14 protein-coding genes and 1 pseudogene are annotated in these 16,306 nt (G+C 69.7%); 7 read left to right on the top strand and 8 right to left on the bottom strand.

Going from position 1 to position 16,306, the window contains the following annotated elements; translation table 11 throughout:
* The first annotated feature begins 23 nt into the window (after positions 1–23).
* A pseudogene (locus ACLARN_RS02805) lies at positions 24–1,478 on the top strand (FAD-binding oxidoreductase).
* On the opposite strand, the gene ACLARN_RS02800 reads toward ACLARN_RS02805, so the two are convergent.
* From ACLARN_RS02800 to ACLARN_RS02790, 3 genes are all read right to left on the bottom strand, one after another.
* Complete coding sequence (locus ACLARN_RS02800; protein ID WP_409489727.1) at positions 1,475–2,920, bottom strand: aldehyde dehydrogenase family protein; 1,446 nt, start codon at positions 2,918–2,920, stop codon at positions 1,475–1,477. The pseudogene ACLARN_RS02805 and the gene ACLARN_RS02800 overlap by 4 nt on opposite strands.
* 19 nt (positions 2,921–2,939) lie before the next feature.
* On the bottom strand, positions 2,940–3,974 hold the full coding sequence (locus ACLARN_RS02795) for a zinc-dependent alcohol dehydrogenase family protein (protein WP_409489726.1): 1,035 nt from the start codon (positions 3,972–3,974) through the stop codon (positions 2,940–2,942).
* A 75-nt stretch (positions 3,975–4,049) separates the two neighbouring features.
* Complete coding sequence (locus ACLARN_RS02790) at positions 4,050–4,580, bottom strand: DinB family protein (RefSeq protein WP_409489725.1); 531 nt, start codon at positions 4,578–4,580, stop codon at positions 4,050–4,052.
* Positions 4,581–4,707: 127 nt separating this feature from the next.
* On the opposite strand from ACLARN_RS02790, the gene guaA reads away from it, so the two are divergent.
* Positions 4,708–6,264, top strand: a complete 1,557-nt coding sequence (guaA, locus tag ACLARN_RS02785; RefSeq protein ID WP_409489724.1) for a glutamine-hydrolyzing GMP synthase — start codon at positions 4,708–4,710, stop codon at positions 6,262–6,264.
* 217 nt (positions 6,265–6,481) lie between these two features.
* Here the strand turns inward: guaA and ACLARN_RS02780 are convergent, their stop codons facing one another.
* Positions 6,482–6,718, bottom strand: a complete 237-nt coding sequence (locus tag ACLARN_RS02780) for a hypothetical protein (protein ID WP_409489723.1) — start codon at positions 6,716–6,718, stop codon at positions 6,482–6,484.
* Entirely contained in the window at positions 6,711–7,979 is a 1,269-nt protein-coding gene (locus tag ACLARN_RS02775; RefSeq protein WP_409489722.1) for a PspC domain-containing protein, read from the bottom strand. Before ACLARN_RS02775 ends, ACLARN_RS02780 begins: the two co-directional genes overlap by 8 nt.
* A 110-nt stretch (positions 7,980–8,089) precedes the next feature.
* Here ACLARN_RS02775 and ACLARN_RS02770 point away from each other — a divergent pair, with 110 nt between their 5' ends.
* Genes ACLARN_RS02770 through ACLARN_RS02760 form a run of 3 tightly spaced genes read left to right on the top strand, consistent with a single transcriptional unit; the run spans position 8,090 to position 10,529 of the window.
* On the top strand, positions 8,090–9,445 hold the full coding sequence (locus tag ACLARN_RS02770; RefSeq protein ID WP_409489721.1) for a PspC domain-containing protein: 1,356 nt from the start codon (positions 8,090–8,092) through the stop codon (positions 9,443–9,445).
* A 7-nt stretch (positions 9,446–9,452) separates the two neighbouring features.
* Complete coding sequence (locus tag ACLARN_RS02765) at positions 9,453–10,160, top strand: response regulator (RefSeq protein ID WP_125680018.1); 708 nt, start codon at positions 9,453–9,455, stop codon at positions 10,158–10,160.
* Positions 10,161–10,529 carry a DUF4345 domain-containing protein gene (locus ACLARN_RS02760; protein ID WP_409489720.1) on the top strand — a complete coding sequence of 123 codons (369 nt, stop codon included), beginning with the start codon at positions 10,161–10,163 and terminating at the stop codon, positions 10,527–10,529. It begins immediately after the preceding gene.
* A gap of 166 nt (positions 10,530–10,695) precedes the next feature.
* Here ACLARN_RS02760 and ACLARN_RS02755 read toward each other — a convergent pair whose 3' ends face one another.
* Positions 10,696–11,634, bottom strand: a complete 939-nt coding sequence (locus tag ACLARN_RS02755) for a DMT family transporter (protein ID WP_409489719.1) — start codon at positions 11,632–11,634, stop codon at positions 10,696–10,698.
* 100 nt (positions 11,635–11,734) lie between these two features.
* Between ACLARN_RS02755 and ACLARN_RS02750 the strand changes: the two genes are divergently transcribed.
* Together ACLARN_RS02750 and ACLARN_RS02745 are read left to right on the top strand one after the other, a co-directional pair.
* Positions 11,735–12,634 carry a LysR family transcriptional regulator gene (locus ACLARN_RS02750; RefSeq protein ID WP_409489718.1) on the top strand — a complete coding sequence of 300 codons (900 nt, stop codon included), beginning with the start codon at positions 11,735–11,737 and terminating at the stop codon, positions 12,632–12,634.
* A 118-nt stretch (positions 12,635–12,752) separates the two neighbouring features.
* Entirely contained in the window at positions 12,753–13,421 is a 669-nt protein-coding gene (locus tag ACLARN_RS02745; protein WP_409489717.1) for an alpha/beta hydrolase, read from the top strand.
* 51 nt (positions 13,422–13,472) lie between these two features.
* Here ACLARN_RS02745 and ACLARN_RS02740 read toward each other — a convergent pair whose 3' ends face one another.
* Positions 13,473–14,522, bottom strand: coding sequence for a serine/threonine-protein kinase (locus tag ACLARN_RS02740; RefSeq protein WP_409489716.1), 1,050 nt, complete (start codon positions 14,520–14,522; stop codon positions 13,473–13,475).
* 13 nt (positions 14,523–14,535) lie between these two features.
* A complete protein-coding gene (locus tag ACLARN_RS02735; RefSeq protein ID WP_409489715.1) occupies positions 14,536–16,140 on the bottom strand; it encodes a serine/threonine-protein kinase in 1,605 nt (534 codons plus the stop codon).
* Positions 16,141–16,306 lie beyond the last annotated feature (166 nt).

Here is a 16,306-nt window from a genome sequence, read left to right as displayed (position 1 = left end):
GCGGCACAGGCGTCTTCACAAGTATGAAGTTGGGGCGAAGGAACTTCCTCAAGCTCGCCGGTGCGGCTGCGGCGGGTGCCGCTGCGACGGCGTGCTCTGCCGCGCCTCCGGCGCAGGCGCCCAGTTCGGCACCCGGCACTTCGCTGCCGCCGAGCACCAATGTCACGCCGCCGTCCGGGCCGCCGGACTGGGCCGCTTTGCGCGAGAAGGTCTCACTGCTCTTGCCGGGTGATCCCGGCTACGACAACGCCAAACGTGTGTTCAATCCGGCCTTCGACGGCCTCAAACCCGCCGCGATCGCGAAATGTGCCAAGCCGGAAGACGTGCAGGCGGCGGTCGAAGCGGCCGCGCGACGCGTGCCGATCGCCGCTCGGAGCGGCGGTCACAGCTACGCCGGCTATTCCGTTCCGGACGGCGGCCTGATGATCGACCTCGGTGGAATGTCCTCAGTGGACATTCGGGGCGAACAGGTCGTGATCGGCGCGGGCGCGAAACTCAAGGATGTCTACGCCACCCTCGGTGGTGCGGGCCGTTGTCTGCCCGCGGGTACTTGCCCCAGTGTCGGGATCGCCGGGCTGACACTCGGCGGCGGAATCGGTGTCCTCGCTCGAAAGTATGGACTCACCTGTGATCACCTGGTGTCGGCGCAAGTCGTCACGGCGGACGGGAAACTCCGGACGGCTTCGGCGGATTCCGAGCCTGAGTTGTTCTGGGCGTTGCGCGGGGGAGGCGGCGGGAACTTCGGTGTCGTCACCTCGTTCACCTTCCGCACCGACCCGTCGCCCTCGGTCGTTTCGGTGTTCTCCCTGCATTTCCCGGCGGGCAGCGCGAACGAGGTCATCGCCGAATGGTAGCGATGGCTGCCCGAAGCTCCGCCGGAGTTGTGGGCGAACGTCGTACTGTCGGGAGGATCTCCGGTCGGTGCCCGGGTTTCCGGCTGCTATGTCGGCGATTCCGCCTCGCTGGGCAGGGAAATGGACAAGCTGACCGGCAAGGTCAAGGGTACGAGGACGGTGAAGCAACTCGACTACCTCGGTGCCATGAAGTACTTCTCCGGCAGCGAAAGCCGACAGTCCTTTGTGGCCTCTTCACGGATCCTTGGTGAGGCGGTGGATCCCGCGAAGCTGACGTCGATCCTCAACGGCAGGCGGGGAATGGACCTCCTGGTCGACGGTCTCGGCGGCGCCGTCGCCGACATCGCCCCGGACGCCACCGCGTTCTGGCACCGGAAGGCGATCGGCAGCGTGCAGATCTACAGTCAGGCGGATGCACGTAACCGTTCCGTGGCAACGGATTCCGTCGCGGAGGTGGTGACGGGGCTCGGGCTGAGCGGGGGTTACGTCAACTACATCGACCCGGCCCTGCCTGACTGGATGACGGCCTACTACGGCGACAACGCCGCCCGCCTCAAGCAGGTGGCGAAGACGTACGATCCGGAGAAGGTGTTCGGGTTCGCGCAGGCCGTCACTCCCGCCTAGAGGTCGATGCCGGTGAAGACGGTGACCCGTTCCTCGGTGAGGTCGTGCATCGCGGCGAGCACACCTTCGCGTCCGACGCCCGATCCCTTGACGCCGCCGTACGGCATCTGGTCCGCGCGGTAGGACGGGACGTCGCCGATGATCACGCCGCCGACCTCGAGTTCGGTCGACGCGTAGAAGGCGAGATGCACGTCGCGCGTGAAAACTCCGGCCTGCAAACCGTAGGCGGATTCGTTGACCGAAGTGAAAGCCTCGTCAACACCATCCACAATGGACACGGCGAGCACCGGCCCGAAGATCTCCTCCGCCCAGGCCTTTGTGGACGGTGGGACGTCGGAGAGGACGGTCGGCTCCACCGTCGCGCCGTCCCGCTTGCCGCCGGTGAGGATCTTCGCGCCCGCGGCGACGGCCTCGTCGATCCACGCGACGATCCGTTCCGCGGCGGCCTCGTCGACGACCGGTCCCACGTCGGTGTTCTTGTCGTAGGGATCGCCGGTTTGCTGCGACCGCACCGCTTCCACCAACGCGGGCACGAATTCCTCGGCGACCTCGCGCTCGACGATCACCCGCTGCACCGCGATGCAGGACTGTCCCGCCTGGTAGTTGCCGAACGTCGCGATGCGGTGTGCGGCGCCTTCGGGATCCGGCCAGTCCCGGAGCACGACGGCGGCCGCGTTGCCGCCGAGTTCGAGCACGATGTGCTTGCGTGGCGCGGCATCCGCCAGCGACCAGCCGACCGGCCCCGAACCGGTGAACGACACGACCGGCAGGCGGGGGTCCGCGACCAGCGCCGAAGTCTCCTCGTTGCCGAGCGGCAGCACCGAGAACGCGCCCTCCGGCAGATCCGTCTCGGCCAGGATCTCGCCGAGGATCAGCGCGGAGAGAGGCGTGCGCGGCGCGGGTTTGACGATGATCGGCGCGCCGACCGCGAGTGATGGCGCGACCTTGTGTGCCACCAGGTTCAGCGGGAAGTTGAACGGCGCGATCCCCAGCACCGGGCCGCGCGGGATGCGGCGGGTCAGCGCCAGCCTGCCTTCACCGGCCGGGTCGGTGTCCAACCGCTGTAGGTCACCGCTGAACCGGCGGGCCTCTTCGGCCGCGATCCGGAACACCGACACCGCGCGCCGCACCTCGGCGTCGGCCCATTTGAGCGGCTTGCCGTTTTCGGCGGTGATGACCTCGGCGATCTCCTCCGCCCGGCCGGCGAGGACCCGCGAAACGTGGTCGAGCGCCGCGGCGCGACTGTGCGCCGAGGAACGCCGGAACTCCTTCGCGACGGCCGCCGCCGCACTCACCGCTCGTTCGACCTGCTCCGGTCCGGGCACCGCGACGGTGGCGACTTCGCTTCCGTCGAACGGGTGGTGCACGGTGAGCGTCGAAGCGCCCTGTTCGGCGCGGCCGGCGATCCAGGCGGGACGAGGCTCCGGGGTGATCATGTCCATGGGTGACAAGGTATTCCAGTCAGGGCTTGACGAGCACCTTGAGCGCTTCGCGGTCCGCCATCGCGCGGTAGCCGTCCGGGACCTCTTCGAGGCCGATGGTCCGGTCGAACACCTTGCCCGGCTGGTACCGGCCCTCGACGACGTCGTCGAGCAGCTCGGGGATGTAGTGCCGCGCTGGGGCGACGCCGCCGGTGACGGTGATGTTGCGGCGGAACAGCGGCGGCCCGATCGGGCCCTCGTCGTACTGCGGCACGCCGACGCGGCTGATCGTGCCGCCGGGGCGGACCGCGCCGACGCCCATCTCGAAGGCGGGCTTCGTGCCGACGCACTCGAGAACGGTGTGAGTACCTTCGCCGTTCGTCAGCTCTCGGACCTTCTCGATACCTTCGTCGCCGCGCTCGGACACGACGTCCGTCGCGCCGAACTCGCGGCCGAGATCCGTGCGGGCTTGGTGACGGCCCATCAGGATGATGCGCTCGGCGCCGAGACGCTTCGCCGCGAGGACCGCGGAGAGGCCGACGGCGCCGTCACCGATGACAGTGACCGTCGTGCGCTCGGTGACGCCTGCTTTGGTCGCGGCGTGATGCCCGGTCGGGAAAACGTCGGAGAGGGTGAGGAGCGACGCGAGCAAGTCGTCGTCCTCGGTGTGCGGCAGTTTCACCAGCGTGCCGTCGGCCTGCGGGACGCGGACGGCCTCGCCCTGGCCGGCGTCGACGCCCTTCGCGCCCCAGAAGCCTCCGTGCAGACAGGAGGTGTGGAGGCCTTCGCGGCAGAACTGGCACGTGTTGTCGGAGTACACGAACGGGGCCACGACGAGGTCGCCGGCCTTGAGCGTGGTGACGTCGGAGCCGACGGCCTCGATGACGCCGAGGAACTCGTGACCGATCCGGACACCGCGGTCGCGCGCGGGCATGCTGCCGTACGGCCAGAGGTCGCTGCCGCAGATGCACGAGCGCACGACGCGGAGAAGGGCGTCGGTGGGTGCGCTCAGCTTCGGGTCCGGGACGGTCTCGACGCGTACGTCGCCGGCGCCGTAGATGACTGTCGCTCGCAAGGCGGGTCCTTTCCTGGGCTCGCCTCAGTATGAGCGCGTCGCCTTTAGCGGGCTAAACGCGACGCGTTTAGCCCGCTAAAGGCGACGCGCGTAGAGGTCGCGCAGGAGGAGGACCTCGGCGCCGTGGTGGATGGCCTCCCGGTTGATGTGCAGGACGAGCGCCGAGAACGGGTACTCGGCATACGGGCCCTCGGCCTCGCCGCAGGGGCGTTCGAGGTCTTCGGCGGTGAGGGCGCGGACGCCGTCGCGCCAGCGCGCGTACGCGTCGTCGATCTGCTTGAGCGCTTCGGCGGCGGAGGCCGCGTAGAGGAAGGTCTGGTAGTCGACGGGTTCGGCGCTGAAATGCGACGCGTTCCGCATCGCGAAGACGCCGACGATGATGTGGGTGAGCCGCCAGGCGATCGTCGTCACGGGCGGCGGCGAGGGCTCCGGGTACGCCCAGTCGATCATCAGGCCGCCGTCCTCCTGAGGACGGACCGACCAGCAGTTCTCGACGGGTTCCCAGAAGTATTCGTCGTCGGTGAGGGTGTCCAGCCGGGGCCGGAAGTGCTGGTTCCAATGCCAGTCGAGCTGCTCGGAGAGTTCCTTGCTCCAGTCGATGCTCATGTCCCCGGACGGTAGGCCCCCTAGCGGTCAGCCGCTGTCCTGAATCGTGAGGGGGTTGGCGGCGAGGTGACCCGGCCCACCTGGGACGATGGTGGGGAAGCGTACTGCTCTGATCTGGAGGTTTCAGGTGCCCAGTCCCACCGGTCCGGTACTCGTCGTGGACTTCGGGGCGCAGTACGCGCAGCTGATCGCGCGCCGTGTGCGCGAGGCTCAGGTCTACTCCGAGGTCGTCCCGCACACCGCCACCGCCGAGGACATCCTCGCCAAGGACCCCGCCGCGATCATCCTTTCCGGTGGTCCTTCCAGCGTGTACGCGGAGAACGCCCCCGCGCTCGCTCCCGGGCTGGTCGACGCGGGCGTGCCGATCCTCGGTATCTGCTACGGCCACCAGGTGCTCGCGCAGGCCCTCGGCGGCACGGTCGAGCCGACCGGGATCCGCGAGTTCGGCCGCACCGAGGTCCGCGTCACCGGTGAAGGCGGCGTCCTGCACGCCGGCCTCCCCAGCAGCCAGCCCGCCTGGATGAGCCACAACGACAGCGTCACCAAGGCCCCTGAGGGTGCGACCGTGACCGCGTCGAGCGACGGCGCCGCCGTCGCCGGGTTCGAAGACGTCGAGCGCCGCTTCGCCGGCGTCCAGTACCACCCCGAGGTGCACCACTCGCCGCACGGCCAAGAGGTGCTTCGCCGCTTCCTGCACGACATCGCGGGCATCCGGCCGCAGTGGACGACGTCGTCCATCGTCGACGACCAGGTCAAACGCATCGCCGAGCAGGTCGGCGACGGCCGGGCGATCTGCGGGCTTTCCGGCGGTGTCGACTCGGCGGTGGCGGCCGCGCTGGTCCAGCGCGCCATCGGCGAGCGGCTGACCTGCGTGTTCGTCGACCACGGTCTGCTGCGCTCCGGTGAGCGCACCCAGGTCGAACGCGATTTCGTCGCCGCGACCGGGGTCAACCTGGTGACCGTCGACGCGCGTGAGCGATTCCTCGACGCGCTGGCCGGGGTCACCGACCCCGAGGAGAAGCGCAAGATCATCGGCCGCGAGTTCATCCGCGTGTTCGAGCAGGCCGAGCGCGACCTGAAGGCCGAGGGCGACTACAAGTTCCTGGTCCAGGGCACGCTGTACCCGGACGTCGTCGAGTCCGGCGGCGGTGAGGGCGCGGCGAACATCAAGAGCCACCACAACGTCGGCGGGCTGCCCGACGACTTGCAGTTCGAGCTGGTCGAGCCGCTGCGCCTGCTGTTCAAGGACGAGGTACGGCGCGTCGGGCTGGAGCTCGGGCTGCCGGAGACGATCGTGCAGCGGCAGCCGTTCCCCGGGCCGGGACTCGGTATCCGGATCATCGGCGCCGTCGACGCCGAGCGGCTCGAGACGTTGCGCGCGGCCGACGCCATCGCGCGTGAGGAGCTCACCGCGGCCGGGCTGGACGGCGAGATCTGGCAGTGCCCGGTGGTGCTGCTGGCCGACGTCCGCAGCGTTGGCGTCCAGGGCGACGGGCGGACCTACGGGCACCCGATCGTGCTGCGGCCGGTGTCGTCCGAGGACGCGATGACCGCGGACTGGACGCGGCTGCCCTACGAGGTGCTTGAGCGGATCTCGACCCGCATCACCAACGAGGTCGCCGAGGTGAACCGAGTGGTCCTGGACGTCACGTCCAAGCCGCCGGGCACCATCGAGTGGGAGTGACCCGCGCCGCCCCCGACTTGCGTTTAGCCCCCTAATCGCGATCCGGCGACCCAAGGCACCTGAGCGACCCGGCGGCGACTTTAGCCCCCTAATCGCGATCCGGTGCCCGTCGGCAGCGGATCACGATTAGGGGGCTAAAGTCGCCGCGCTCGCGCAAGGCGAAGGCCCCGGCGAGGGGCCGGGGCCTTCGGAGTGGAGTGGATCGTGAGCGGCGCCGCTAGCGGCGGCTCTTGCGCACCGAAGCGGCGAGAAGCAGGACGCCGACGAAGATCGCCCCGCCCGCCATGACCCACCGGAAGTCGAACTGCGGGAGCCACGAGGACCCGTCCGAGAGGACGTACCCGGACACCAGCAGCGTCGCGATCCCGACGATCAGGGTGAAGATGTCCACCCCGCGCTTCGCGGGCTGAGCCGACTGCGTGCTGTCGTAGTTGTCGTAGTCGTACTCAGCCACGACGCACCTCCACGTTTCCGACACCGTTCTTGACCTGCAGGACGATTTTCTGGCCGCTGGTGCCCGCCGAGGTGAAGTCGACGTCGTCCACGCCGACCCCCGAGCGGGACTGGCCGAGGCAGTCGACGTCGCCCGCTCCGGTCTCGCAGGTGACCTTCACTTCGGCACCAGCCGGCACGAGCACCGTCGAGTTGCCCGCCCCGTTGGAGACCTTCGTGGTCACCGGCGTCCCCGCGGGCAGCTTGGTCAGGTCGAGGTCGATGTTCCCCGCAGAGCGGTGGTACTCCGGCAGCACATCGGACGCCGCGCTCGGTGTCGCCTTGATGTCACCGAAGCCGCCCTTCGCGGAGAAGTTCTCGAACGGGACCGTCGTCAGCGCCATCCCGACGATCGCCAGCGGCACCGCCAGCCCGATCAGCCCACGACCGCCCCGGACGAAAGAACCGGCGACCAGCCCGATGCCGACCACACCCAGGGTGAGCCCGACGACGTGCTGCACGGTGAACCACGCCTCGCCGTCCAGGCTCAGCACGGTGCCGATCCCGGCGACCAGCACGGCGATCCCGAAGGTCGCGGCGCCGATCCTCGACTTTCGGCCGCGAGGCGCCGGCGGCGCGGGAGGCGGCGGAGGGGTCTGCGGCGGAAGGCCGCCGGACGGCGAAGCGTTCGGCAGATCCCAGGCGGACGGGTCGGCCGCGAGCGGGTCCCAGCCGCCTTCGGTCGCCGTCGAGGCCGGGGCCGCCGCGGATGCCATCGAGAACGCGGCGGTCGGATAGGCCGGAGCGGGCATCACCGGCCGGTTGAACTGACCGCGGTTGCGGTGCAGCAGGTACAGCGCGACCGCCATCAGCGCGAAACCGATCAGCCCGGTGCCGTCGGTCATCCAGCCGCCGCTCAAGGTCCAGGTGAGACCGGGGAACAGCAGGATCAGCAGCAGCACCGCGAACGCGGGCGAACTCGACGCCCTGCCCCGGCCGATCAGGCCCTCGAACGCGGAAACCCTGTCGCCCTCCTGCGGCAGGAACAGCCAGCCCAGCAGATAGACGAAGACGCCGAAACCGCCGAACACGGTCGCCGCGACCAGCGCGACACGGACCACGGTCGGGTCGATGCCGTACCGGTAACCGATCCCGGCGGCGACGCCGGCGAACTTGCGGCCGTGCGCCGGGCGGACCGGCCTGCTCCGCCAGAAATCCTTGACGGTGTGTTCGAAGCCGGCGGCCGGGCCGCGCTTCGGTGTGTGTGTCTCACTCCCACTCATGCCACAAAGAATGCGCCCCGGTGACCCCTCGCCACATCCGGGAACGTCCCTGAGGTTTCTCCAGCGGGAAGAGTCAGGGGTTTCCCCGATGGATCAGTACCGCACTCCATGTGACCATGGAGAACGTGCAGGAATCCGCCCTCAACGACCTCGCCGAAAAGGTGAAGCCGACGATCATCGAGCGCACTCCGGTGCCCGTGCCCGGCAGCCTGTCGCCGGTGCCGTTCGAGCCGCCCAAGATGTACCGGCGCCGATCCGGCCGCGCCATCGCGGGTGTCGCCGCCGGCCTCGCCGACCACCTCGGCGTCAAGGTGCTTTGGGTCCGGACAGCGTTCGCGTTGCTGGCCGCGCTGAACGGCATCGGCCTCCTCGCGTACGGCCTGCTCTGGGTCTTCGTCCAGCAGCAGACCGGTGACGTCGAGCCGGAGAAAGCCGCGCCGAAGGATAAGCAGCAGGCATTCGGCCTGATGGCGCTGGGTGTCGGCCTCGCCGTCGCCAGCGGCACGCTGACCGGCCTGATCAGCGGCTGGGTCGCCATCCCGCTGGCGCTGGCCATGATCGGTGCGGCGGTCGTCTGGCGTGAGGCCGACGAGTCGCAGCGGAGGCGCTGGCGCCTCGGCGCGAAGGGCAGTGTCGCCGGGGCCTTCCTCGGCGGCGGGGGCTGGTCGGCCGCGATCCGCGTCGTCGCCGGTGTCGCGCTGGTGATGACCGGTATCGGCGTCGTGGTTTTGCAGAGCGGCAGTATCGACCAGGTCAAGTTCGCGCTGGTCGCGGTGATCGCGACGTTGTTCGGGGTGGCCGTGCTGACCGTCCCGTTCTGGCTGCGCCTTGTCCGCGACCTCTCCGACGAGCGCACCGCCCGCGTCCGGACCGACGAACGCGCCGAGATCGCCGCGCATCTGCACGACTCGGTCCTGCAGACGCTCGCGCTGATCCAGAAGCAGGCGGAATCGCCGCGTGAGGTCGCCAGGCTCGCGCGCGGTCAGGAACGCGAACTGCGCGGCTGGCTGTACGGGCCGACGGGGTACGGGAAGAGCCAGAAGACCGAAGAGGAAGCGATCAGCGGGCAGTTGTCCGAGGTACTCGCGGCCGCGTGCGGCGAGGTCGAGGACGCGTTCGCGATTTCGGTACAGCAGGTCGTCGTGGGGGAGGCCACGCTGAACGAGCCGCTGACCGCGCTGGTCCAAGCGGCCCGCGAGGCGATCGTCAACGCCGCCAAGCACGCGGGCGTCGAAGAAGTCAGCGTGTACGCCGAGGTCGAGCCGACGTCGGTGACGGTTTTCGTGCGCGACCGGGGCAAGGGTTTCGACCCCGACGTCGTGCCGGGCGATCGGCACGGTCTCGCCGATTCCATCCGGGGGAGGATGGAACGGCACGGGGGCAAGTGCAAACTGCGTACCGCACCGGGTGAAGGAACCGAGGTTCAGCTGGAGATGCCGGTCAAGGCGGGGAAGGGTGCGGCGTGAGGTCGCTATGCTCACGGGACAGGGCGAGCGAGGGAGCATCGTGACGGAGAACCAGCAGACGCGGGAGCCGGTCAAGGTCTTCCTCGTCGACGACCACGCGCTCTTCCGGGCAGGCGTGCGCACCGAACTGGACTCGATCACCGACGACGTGCGAGTGGTCGGTGAGGCGGGCTCGGTCGCCGAGGCGGTCGCGGGGATCGCGCGGACCAAACCGCAGGTCGTGCTGCTCGACGTGCATATGCCGGACGGCGGCGGCGCCGAGGTGCTGCGCCGGATCCGCCCGGAACTGCCGGACGTCGTGTTCCTCGCGCTGTCGGTCTCCGACGCCGCGGAGGACGTGATCGCCGTGATCCGTGCCGGGGCGCGTGGGTACGTCACGAAGACGATCTCGTCGAAGGAACTCGTGCGCGCTGTCGTGCGGGTCTCCGACGGAGACGCGGTGTTCTCGCCGCGGCTGGCCGGTTTCGTGCTCGACGCGTTCGCCGACCGGCCGGGTTCCGCGCCGATCAGCGACCCGGACCTCGACCTGCTGACCCCGCGGGAGCGCGACGTGCTGCGGCTGCTCGCGCGCGGGTACGCGTACAAGGAGATCGCGTCCGAGCTGTTCATCTCGGTGAAGACCGTCGAGACGCACGTGTCGAGCGTTCTGCGGAAGACGCAGCTTTCGAATCGGTACGAGCTTTCGCGCTGGGCTTCCGACCGGCGTCTCGTCTAGATGGCGCCTGTGTTCATCGGCCTGGTGGCCGTGTTCTTCCTGGGGATGGGGCTGCTCGGGCTCGTCGCGCCGGGGCGGCTGATCCGGCCGTTCGGGATCACGCTGGACTCCGCGACCGCGCGGACCGAGGTGCGCGCGGTCTACGGCGGTTTCGGCGTGGCGATCGCCGGGCTGCTCGGTTTCGCGGCCTTCGACGTCGGCGGGATCCAGCGGGGTGCCGCGATCGCCGTGGCCGTCGCGCTTGTCGGGATGGCGTTCGGGCGGCTGGTCGCCCGGTTCGCGGAGCGGCCCGAGCGGTTCTATCCGAGCTGGCTCTACTTCTGGGTCGAGCTGGTCATGGCCGCCCTGCTCGTCGTCTCCGCCCTCTGACGCGCGGCGACTTTCGCGGGCTAATCGCGATCCGGTGACCGCGGCGACTTTCGCGGGCTAAGTGCGATCCGGTGAGCCCCCAGGCCCCGCCGCGTCGCACTTAGCCCGCGAAAGTCGTCCCGTCGGCCCTGGGCGGGCGGAGCGCGATTAGCCCGCTAAACGCAGGTCATGGCGCCTCCCCGGCGGTCGCGAGGGGCCGCTCCACCACCGGGGCGGTAGCAAAGGTCCCCCGCTCCCTCGGGCGCAGCCGGGTCAGCGCGACACCGCCCAGCACGACGACCATCCCCGCGATCACCCGGAAGTTCAGCGGCTCGGCCAGGAACACCGCCCCCAGCAGCACCGAAACCACCGGCAGCAGGTACCCGACGATCGACGCCGCGACGGCGCCCTCACTCGCGAGGAGCTGGTAGTTCAGCGCGAACGCGATCCCGGTCGACCCGATCCCCAGTACCACGACCGCGACGACGGCGCCGGTGCTCAGGTGCACTGGTTCGAAGCCGCCCATCGGCATCGCCAGCAGCAGGAACCCGGTCGCGACCAGCATTTGCCCACCCGCCAGCGACATCGGCGAGTCGCCGGTGCCGGTCAGGTACTTGCCCTCGTAGACGAACGCGAACCCGTAACTCGCGGCCGCCGCGAGGCACGCCAGCGCACCCCAGCTGAGCAGCCCCGAGGCCTCCCACGGCGCGAAGATCAGCAGGATCCCGGTGAGCCCGGCGATCAGCCCGGCGACCCGGACCGCGGTCATCTTCGTCCGCGCGCCCAGCATCGGCGCGGCCAGCAGCACCCAGAGCGGCGTCGTCGAGTTCAGCACCCCGGTGATGCCGGAGTCGACGGTCAGCTCACCCCACGCGAACAGCAGGAACGGCAGCGCGTTGTGGAAGAACGCCGCGACGGTGAGGTGTCCCCAGATCCGCCGTCCCGACGGCAGCCGGTCCCGGCCGAGATAGCAGAGTCCGATCAGCACCGCCGCGCCGAGCGCCACCCGCGCCAGCACCAGCTGCACCGGCGAGAACGCGCCCAGCCCCAGTTTGATCCAGAAGAAACTCGATCCCCACATGAGCGCCAGCGCGCCGATCCGCAGCAGGGTCTTCGTCTCGCCCACCCAGTCCTCCTTAAGTACCGGCTCAGCTTCGCCGCGCCGACGCGTAAGGACAAGCGAAAATAACTGCAGGGAGTCTTAAGAAGAACTGTAAGATCGGACCATGCTGGACGTCCGCCGCATGCAGGTCCTCCGAGCCGTGATCAGCAGTGGTTCGATCACCGCCGCCGCTAGGAACCTCGGCTACACACCTTCCGCGATCAGCCAGCAATTGTCCACGCTGGAAAGGGAAGCAGGTGTCGAGCTGCTCGAGCGCGTCGGACGCGGCGTGCGGCCGACACCCGCCGGTTCGCTGCTGTCCGAACACGCGGAAACGCTGAGTACCCAGCTCGCCAAGGCCGAGGCCGCGCTCACCGAACTCAAGGAAGGCCGCACCGGCAGGCTCGCGATCCGCTACTTCGCCACGGCCGGTGCGTCACTGGTGCCCTTGGCCGTCGCCGCGCTGCGCCGGGACTTCCCCGGTGTCCGCCTCGACCTGAAACTGGTCGAGCCCGACGATTCGATGCCCGAGATCGAGTCGGGCAAGGCCGACGTCGCGATGATCGTCCTCCCGACCGCCATGCCCCGGGTCAAGGGTGTCGAGTACGTGCATCTTCTCGACGACCCGTACCGCGCGATCCTGCCGAAGAACCACCGGCTCGCCCGCAAACGCGTCCTCGATCTCGGCGAACTCGCGGAGGATCCGTGGGTCGGCGTCGACGGTCTGCCCGGCGCCTGCCGCGACATCCTGCTCGCCGCCTGCGGCGCGGCCGGATTCGCCCCGAACCACGTCGTCGAATCCGAGGATTATCAGACGGCGCAAGGGTTCGTGGCCGCCGGGCTCGGGGTCGCGCTGATCCCGGAACTCGGCCTCGGCGCCCCGCACCCCGGCGTCGCCATCCGCAAGGTCCGCCGTCCCGATCCGGTGCGTTCGATCCACGCCGCCGTGGCCGCGCACGCCAGGGAACACCCCGCGGTGCGACGGTTCCTCGGCGCGATCCGTGAAGCGGCGAAAGCGGCCTGACCGGACAGGCAACCGGGACTGATCAGGAGGGCACGAAAACCGGCTGAGCTTGTACACGCGAGCCGGCGGTCGACAACCTGGCAGGGAAGCCACGAATCCCGCCGGCGAAAGGACTTCCGTGCGTCCCCTGATCCTCCTGCACGGCTCTTGGCACCAGCCCGCCCATTTCGACGACGTCGCCGAACGGCTGCGCCGGGAGGGCGTCGAGGTCACCGTCCCCGACATCGGCGCGCGCCCGGTCGCCGAGTCCACCCGGATCGTCCAGGAGATCGTCGACCAAGCGGCCGAACCGCCGGTGGTTCTCGGGCACTCCTACGGTGGAGTGATCGCCAGCGGGCTCCAGGGGGTCTCGTACCTGATCCTCCTGGCCGCGATCGTCAGCGAACCCGGTGAGACCGCTCAGTACTGGATCGACCGGGTCAAGGAGGAAACCGGCCGCGAACCCGAGCCGCTGCCCTTGATCTTCGACGACGCGGGCCTGACGCATCTCGACCTCACCACCGTCCGCGAGGTCATGTACGCCGACTGCTCGGACGCCGTCGTCGAGCGGGCCACGGCCCTGCTGCGCCCGGAGCCCGTCTCGATCTTCACCGAATCGCCGATCGGGGCGGCCTGGAAGGACACCCCGAACACCTACATCACCTGCACCGAAGACCGGGCGCTCGCACCGGAAATGGTCGCCCACTTCGCCGCACGCTGCGAAACGACGGTGACCTGGCGGGCGAGCCACAGCCCGTATCTCAGCCGTCCCGTCGAACTCGCGACGCTGATTCGCGAGCGGCTTTAGCCCGGACCCCGCCCCGCCACCACCCTCAACGGACAGGCTGTGCCTGGCTGTTCAGATCAGGAACAGTTCCGCGAACAGCACACCGATGAGGATCGCCGCCACCACGGCACCCGCCGTGATCAGCCACTTCCGGGTGTCAGGTGCTTTCGCCGCGGCAGGAGCGGGTGCGTACTGCTGCTGTTGTTGTGGCGGCGCGTACTGCTGCGGCGGCTGATACTGCGGCGGCTGGTGCTGGGGGAACTGCGGAACCGGCTGCTGCGGCGCCTGCTGCATCGGCATCGGTACCGGCATCGAGGCGGGCATCGTCGGCATGGCGGGCGCGGTCGGCGGGATGAACGCCGTCTGCCGCCCCTCGGTGATCGCGCCCAGCGAGCGGACGGTGTCGGCCATCGTCGGCCGCACGTCCGGCTCGGCCCGCAGCATCTTGCGCAGCGCACCGGCCAGCGGACCGGCGGTCTGCGGCGGCCGTTCCGACGACTCGCCGTCCTCGCCGAACGGCGGCACGCCTTCGACGGCCGTGTACAGCGTCGCGCCCAGCGAGAACACGTCGGACGCCGACGTCGCCGGTTCGCCGCGTGCCACTTCGGGCGCCCGGTACGCCGGGGTCGCGCCGCCACCGGTGATGCCGATGTCGGTGAGCTTCACGCCGCCGTCGTCGGCCAGCAGGACCGTGCCCGGCTCGACGGTCCGGTGCACCACCCCGGCCTCGTGCATCGCGGCCAGCGCGCGGCCGAGCATGATGCCCAGCGCGGCGGCCTGTTCCGCGGTCAGCCTGCCGTGCTCGGCCAGGAAGGTCGCCATCCCGCGCGACGGGATGTACTCCATCACCAGCCACACGTCCGGCCCGTCGGGCAGCACGTCGTACACCTTGATGGCGGTGGCGTGCTCGAACTTGGCCGCGTCCTTGCCCTCTTGGACGACGACGGCCTTGGCCTGCTCCGCCCGGTCCGGCGGCAGGCCGACGGGCAGGTACATGCGCTTCATCGCGACCGTGCGCAGCAGGCGGGTGTCGAACGCCAGCCACACGATGCCCGCCCGGCCACGCCCGATGGGCTGGTCCAGGCGGTAACGGCCGCCGACGATGGAACCTTCAGAACTCAATGCAATCCTCGGATCACCCGTTAGCCGGCGGTGGAGATGACTCGGTCGGTTCGGACTTCGTGGGCGTCGGAGTCTTTGACGGAGTCGGTGTGTCACTCGACTTGGGGGTCGACTTCGTCGGAGTCGGCCGATCCGGCTCCTGCGGCTGAGTCGCCTTGCTCGAAGTCTTCTTCGACGAGCTCGCCGTCTCCTTGGGCGGCTCGGCCGATTGCGTCTCCGACGGCGATTCCGTCGTCTCGGGAGCCGAAGACGTCGCCGACGGGAGCGGCTTCGTCGAGGAGTTCCCCACCTGCGCGGGCGTCTCCGGGTTGTTCGGGCTCAGCAGCCAGAAGCCCAGCGCGGCCAGCGCCACGACCACGACACCGCCGATGATCGCGGGCTTCTTCCACGCGCCCGGCTTCTCGTCGTCCTCGTTCACCGGGCTGGTCTGCGCGCGGGTGGGCGGCGGCGGGGGAGGCGGCGCGTCGTCGTAATCGTCGTCGTAGTCGCCCCCGGGCACCGGGACGGCGCGCGTGGGCGCAGGTCCGCCGGGGTGGCCGCGTTCGGACAGCAACGCCGTCTCGTCGTAGTTGTCGTACCCGTCGTAGTCGTCTTCCGGGTACCTCGACGCGGCAGGCTGGTGGTAGTCGTCCTCGTCGTCGTAGTACGGACCCGCCGCGGCCTGCTCGTCGAGGAGCGAGCCCGAGTGCCCGGCGGCCTCGCTGTCGAGCGCCTGGGTCGCCCCGGCACCCGCGAGCGCGCCCGCGATGGGGGCGGCGAGCACGGTCTCGTCCGCGGGACCGCCCAGCGGCGTTTCACCCCGCGCGACAGCGGCGAGGAGTTCTTCGCACTCTTCGGCGGTGGGCCGGTGCCGGATCTCCGGGTGCAGCAGCACGGCCAGCACGCTGGCGAGCGGGCCGGACTGGCGCGGCGGGATGATCTGCCCGGCCGCGACCGCGTGCAGCAGGCTCAGCGTGTTCTCGCTGAGGCCGAACGGCGGCTGGCCTTCGCAGGCCGCGTAGAGCGTCGAACCGAGCGAGAAGACGTCGGACTCGGGGCCCGGGTCTCCGCCGATGGCCACTTCGGGCGCCAGGTAGGCGGGGGTTCCGGCGATCATCCCGGTCTTCGTGACCGTGACGTCGTCCTTGGCCCGCGAGATGCCGAAGTCGGTGATCTTCACGGTGCCGTTGGGCGCCAGCAGGATGTTGCCGGGTTTGATGTCCCGGTGCACGATGCCGACCGCGTGCGCCTCGGTCAGCGCCGCCGCGACCTGCGCGCCGATCCTGGCCACCTCGATCGGTGGCAGCGTCCGGTGCTCCTGCAACTCCTGGGCGAGACTGCTGGAGTTCAGGTACTCCATGATCAGGCACGGCTGCCCGTTGTCGTCGGTGACGACGTCGAACACCGAGATGGCGTTCGGGTGGTGCAGCCTGGCCGCGATCCGGCCCTCACGCATGGTGCGCTGGCGGGCGTCCTCGGCGTCGTGGGCCTCGAGGCCGGGTTGCAGCAGCAACTGCTTGATCGCCACCGTGCGGCCGAGTACCTCGTCGTGCGCTTGCCAGACGGCACCCATCGCGCCCGTGCCGATCCGCCCGGCGATGCGATATCGACCGGCGACCAGGCGACCCTCGTCGCTCACGCGACCTCCCTTTGGGCTCCGTCTTCACGTCGCGGAGTTGGTCCGCGCACGCGGTGCGGCCTTCAGCACGCCACAGCGTTGGAGCGTATGCACATGTAGTGGTCTGTGTGCCGGCTTTTCCGAGACCGACTCGTGACAAGGCTAGGCCCTCACTCTGCGCACACAC

It is taken from the genome of Amycolatopsis sp. cmx-11-12, from assembly GCF_046269425.1.
In the GTDB taxonomy this organism is placed as follows: domain Bacteria; phylum Actinomycetota; class Actinomycetes; order Mycobacteriales; family Pseudonocardiaceae; genus Amycolatopsis.
The sequence above is the reverse complement of the archived record's forward strand: the minus strand, read 5'-3'. Positions and strand labels throughout refer to the sequence as shown.

Excerpts from the sequence above, each read along its gene's own strand:
- ACLARN_RS02790 (WP_409489725.1), bottom strand. The coding sequence starts at position 4,580 with ATGAGCATCGACTGGAGCAAGGAACTCTCCGAGCAGCTCGACTGGCAT.
- ACLARN_RS02765 (WP_125680018.1), top strand. The coding sequence starts at position 9,453 with ATGCTCACGGGACAGGGCGAGCGAGGGAGCATCGTGACGGAGAACCAG.
- ACLARN_RS02760 (WP_409489720.1), top strand. The coding sequence starts at position 10,161 with ATGGCGCCTGTGTTCATCGGCCTGGTGGCCGTGTTCTTCCTGGGGATG.
- ACLARN_RS02800 (WP_409489727.1), bottom strand. The coding sequence starts at position 2,920 with ATGGACATGATCACCCCGGAGCCTCGTCCCGCCTGGATCGCCGGCCGC.
- ACLARN_RS02750 (WP_409489718.1), top strand. The coding sequence starts at position 11,735 with ATGCTGGACGTCCGCCGCATGCAGGTCCTCCGAGCCGTGATCAGCAGT.
- ACLARN_RS02775 (WP_409489722.1), bottom strand. The coding sequence starts at position 7,979 with ATGAGTGGGAGTGAGACACACACACCGAAGCGCGGCCCGGCCGCCGGC.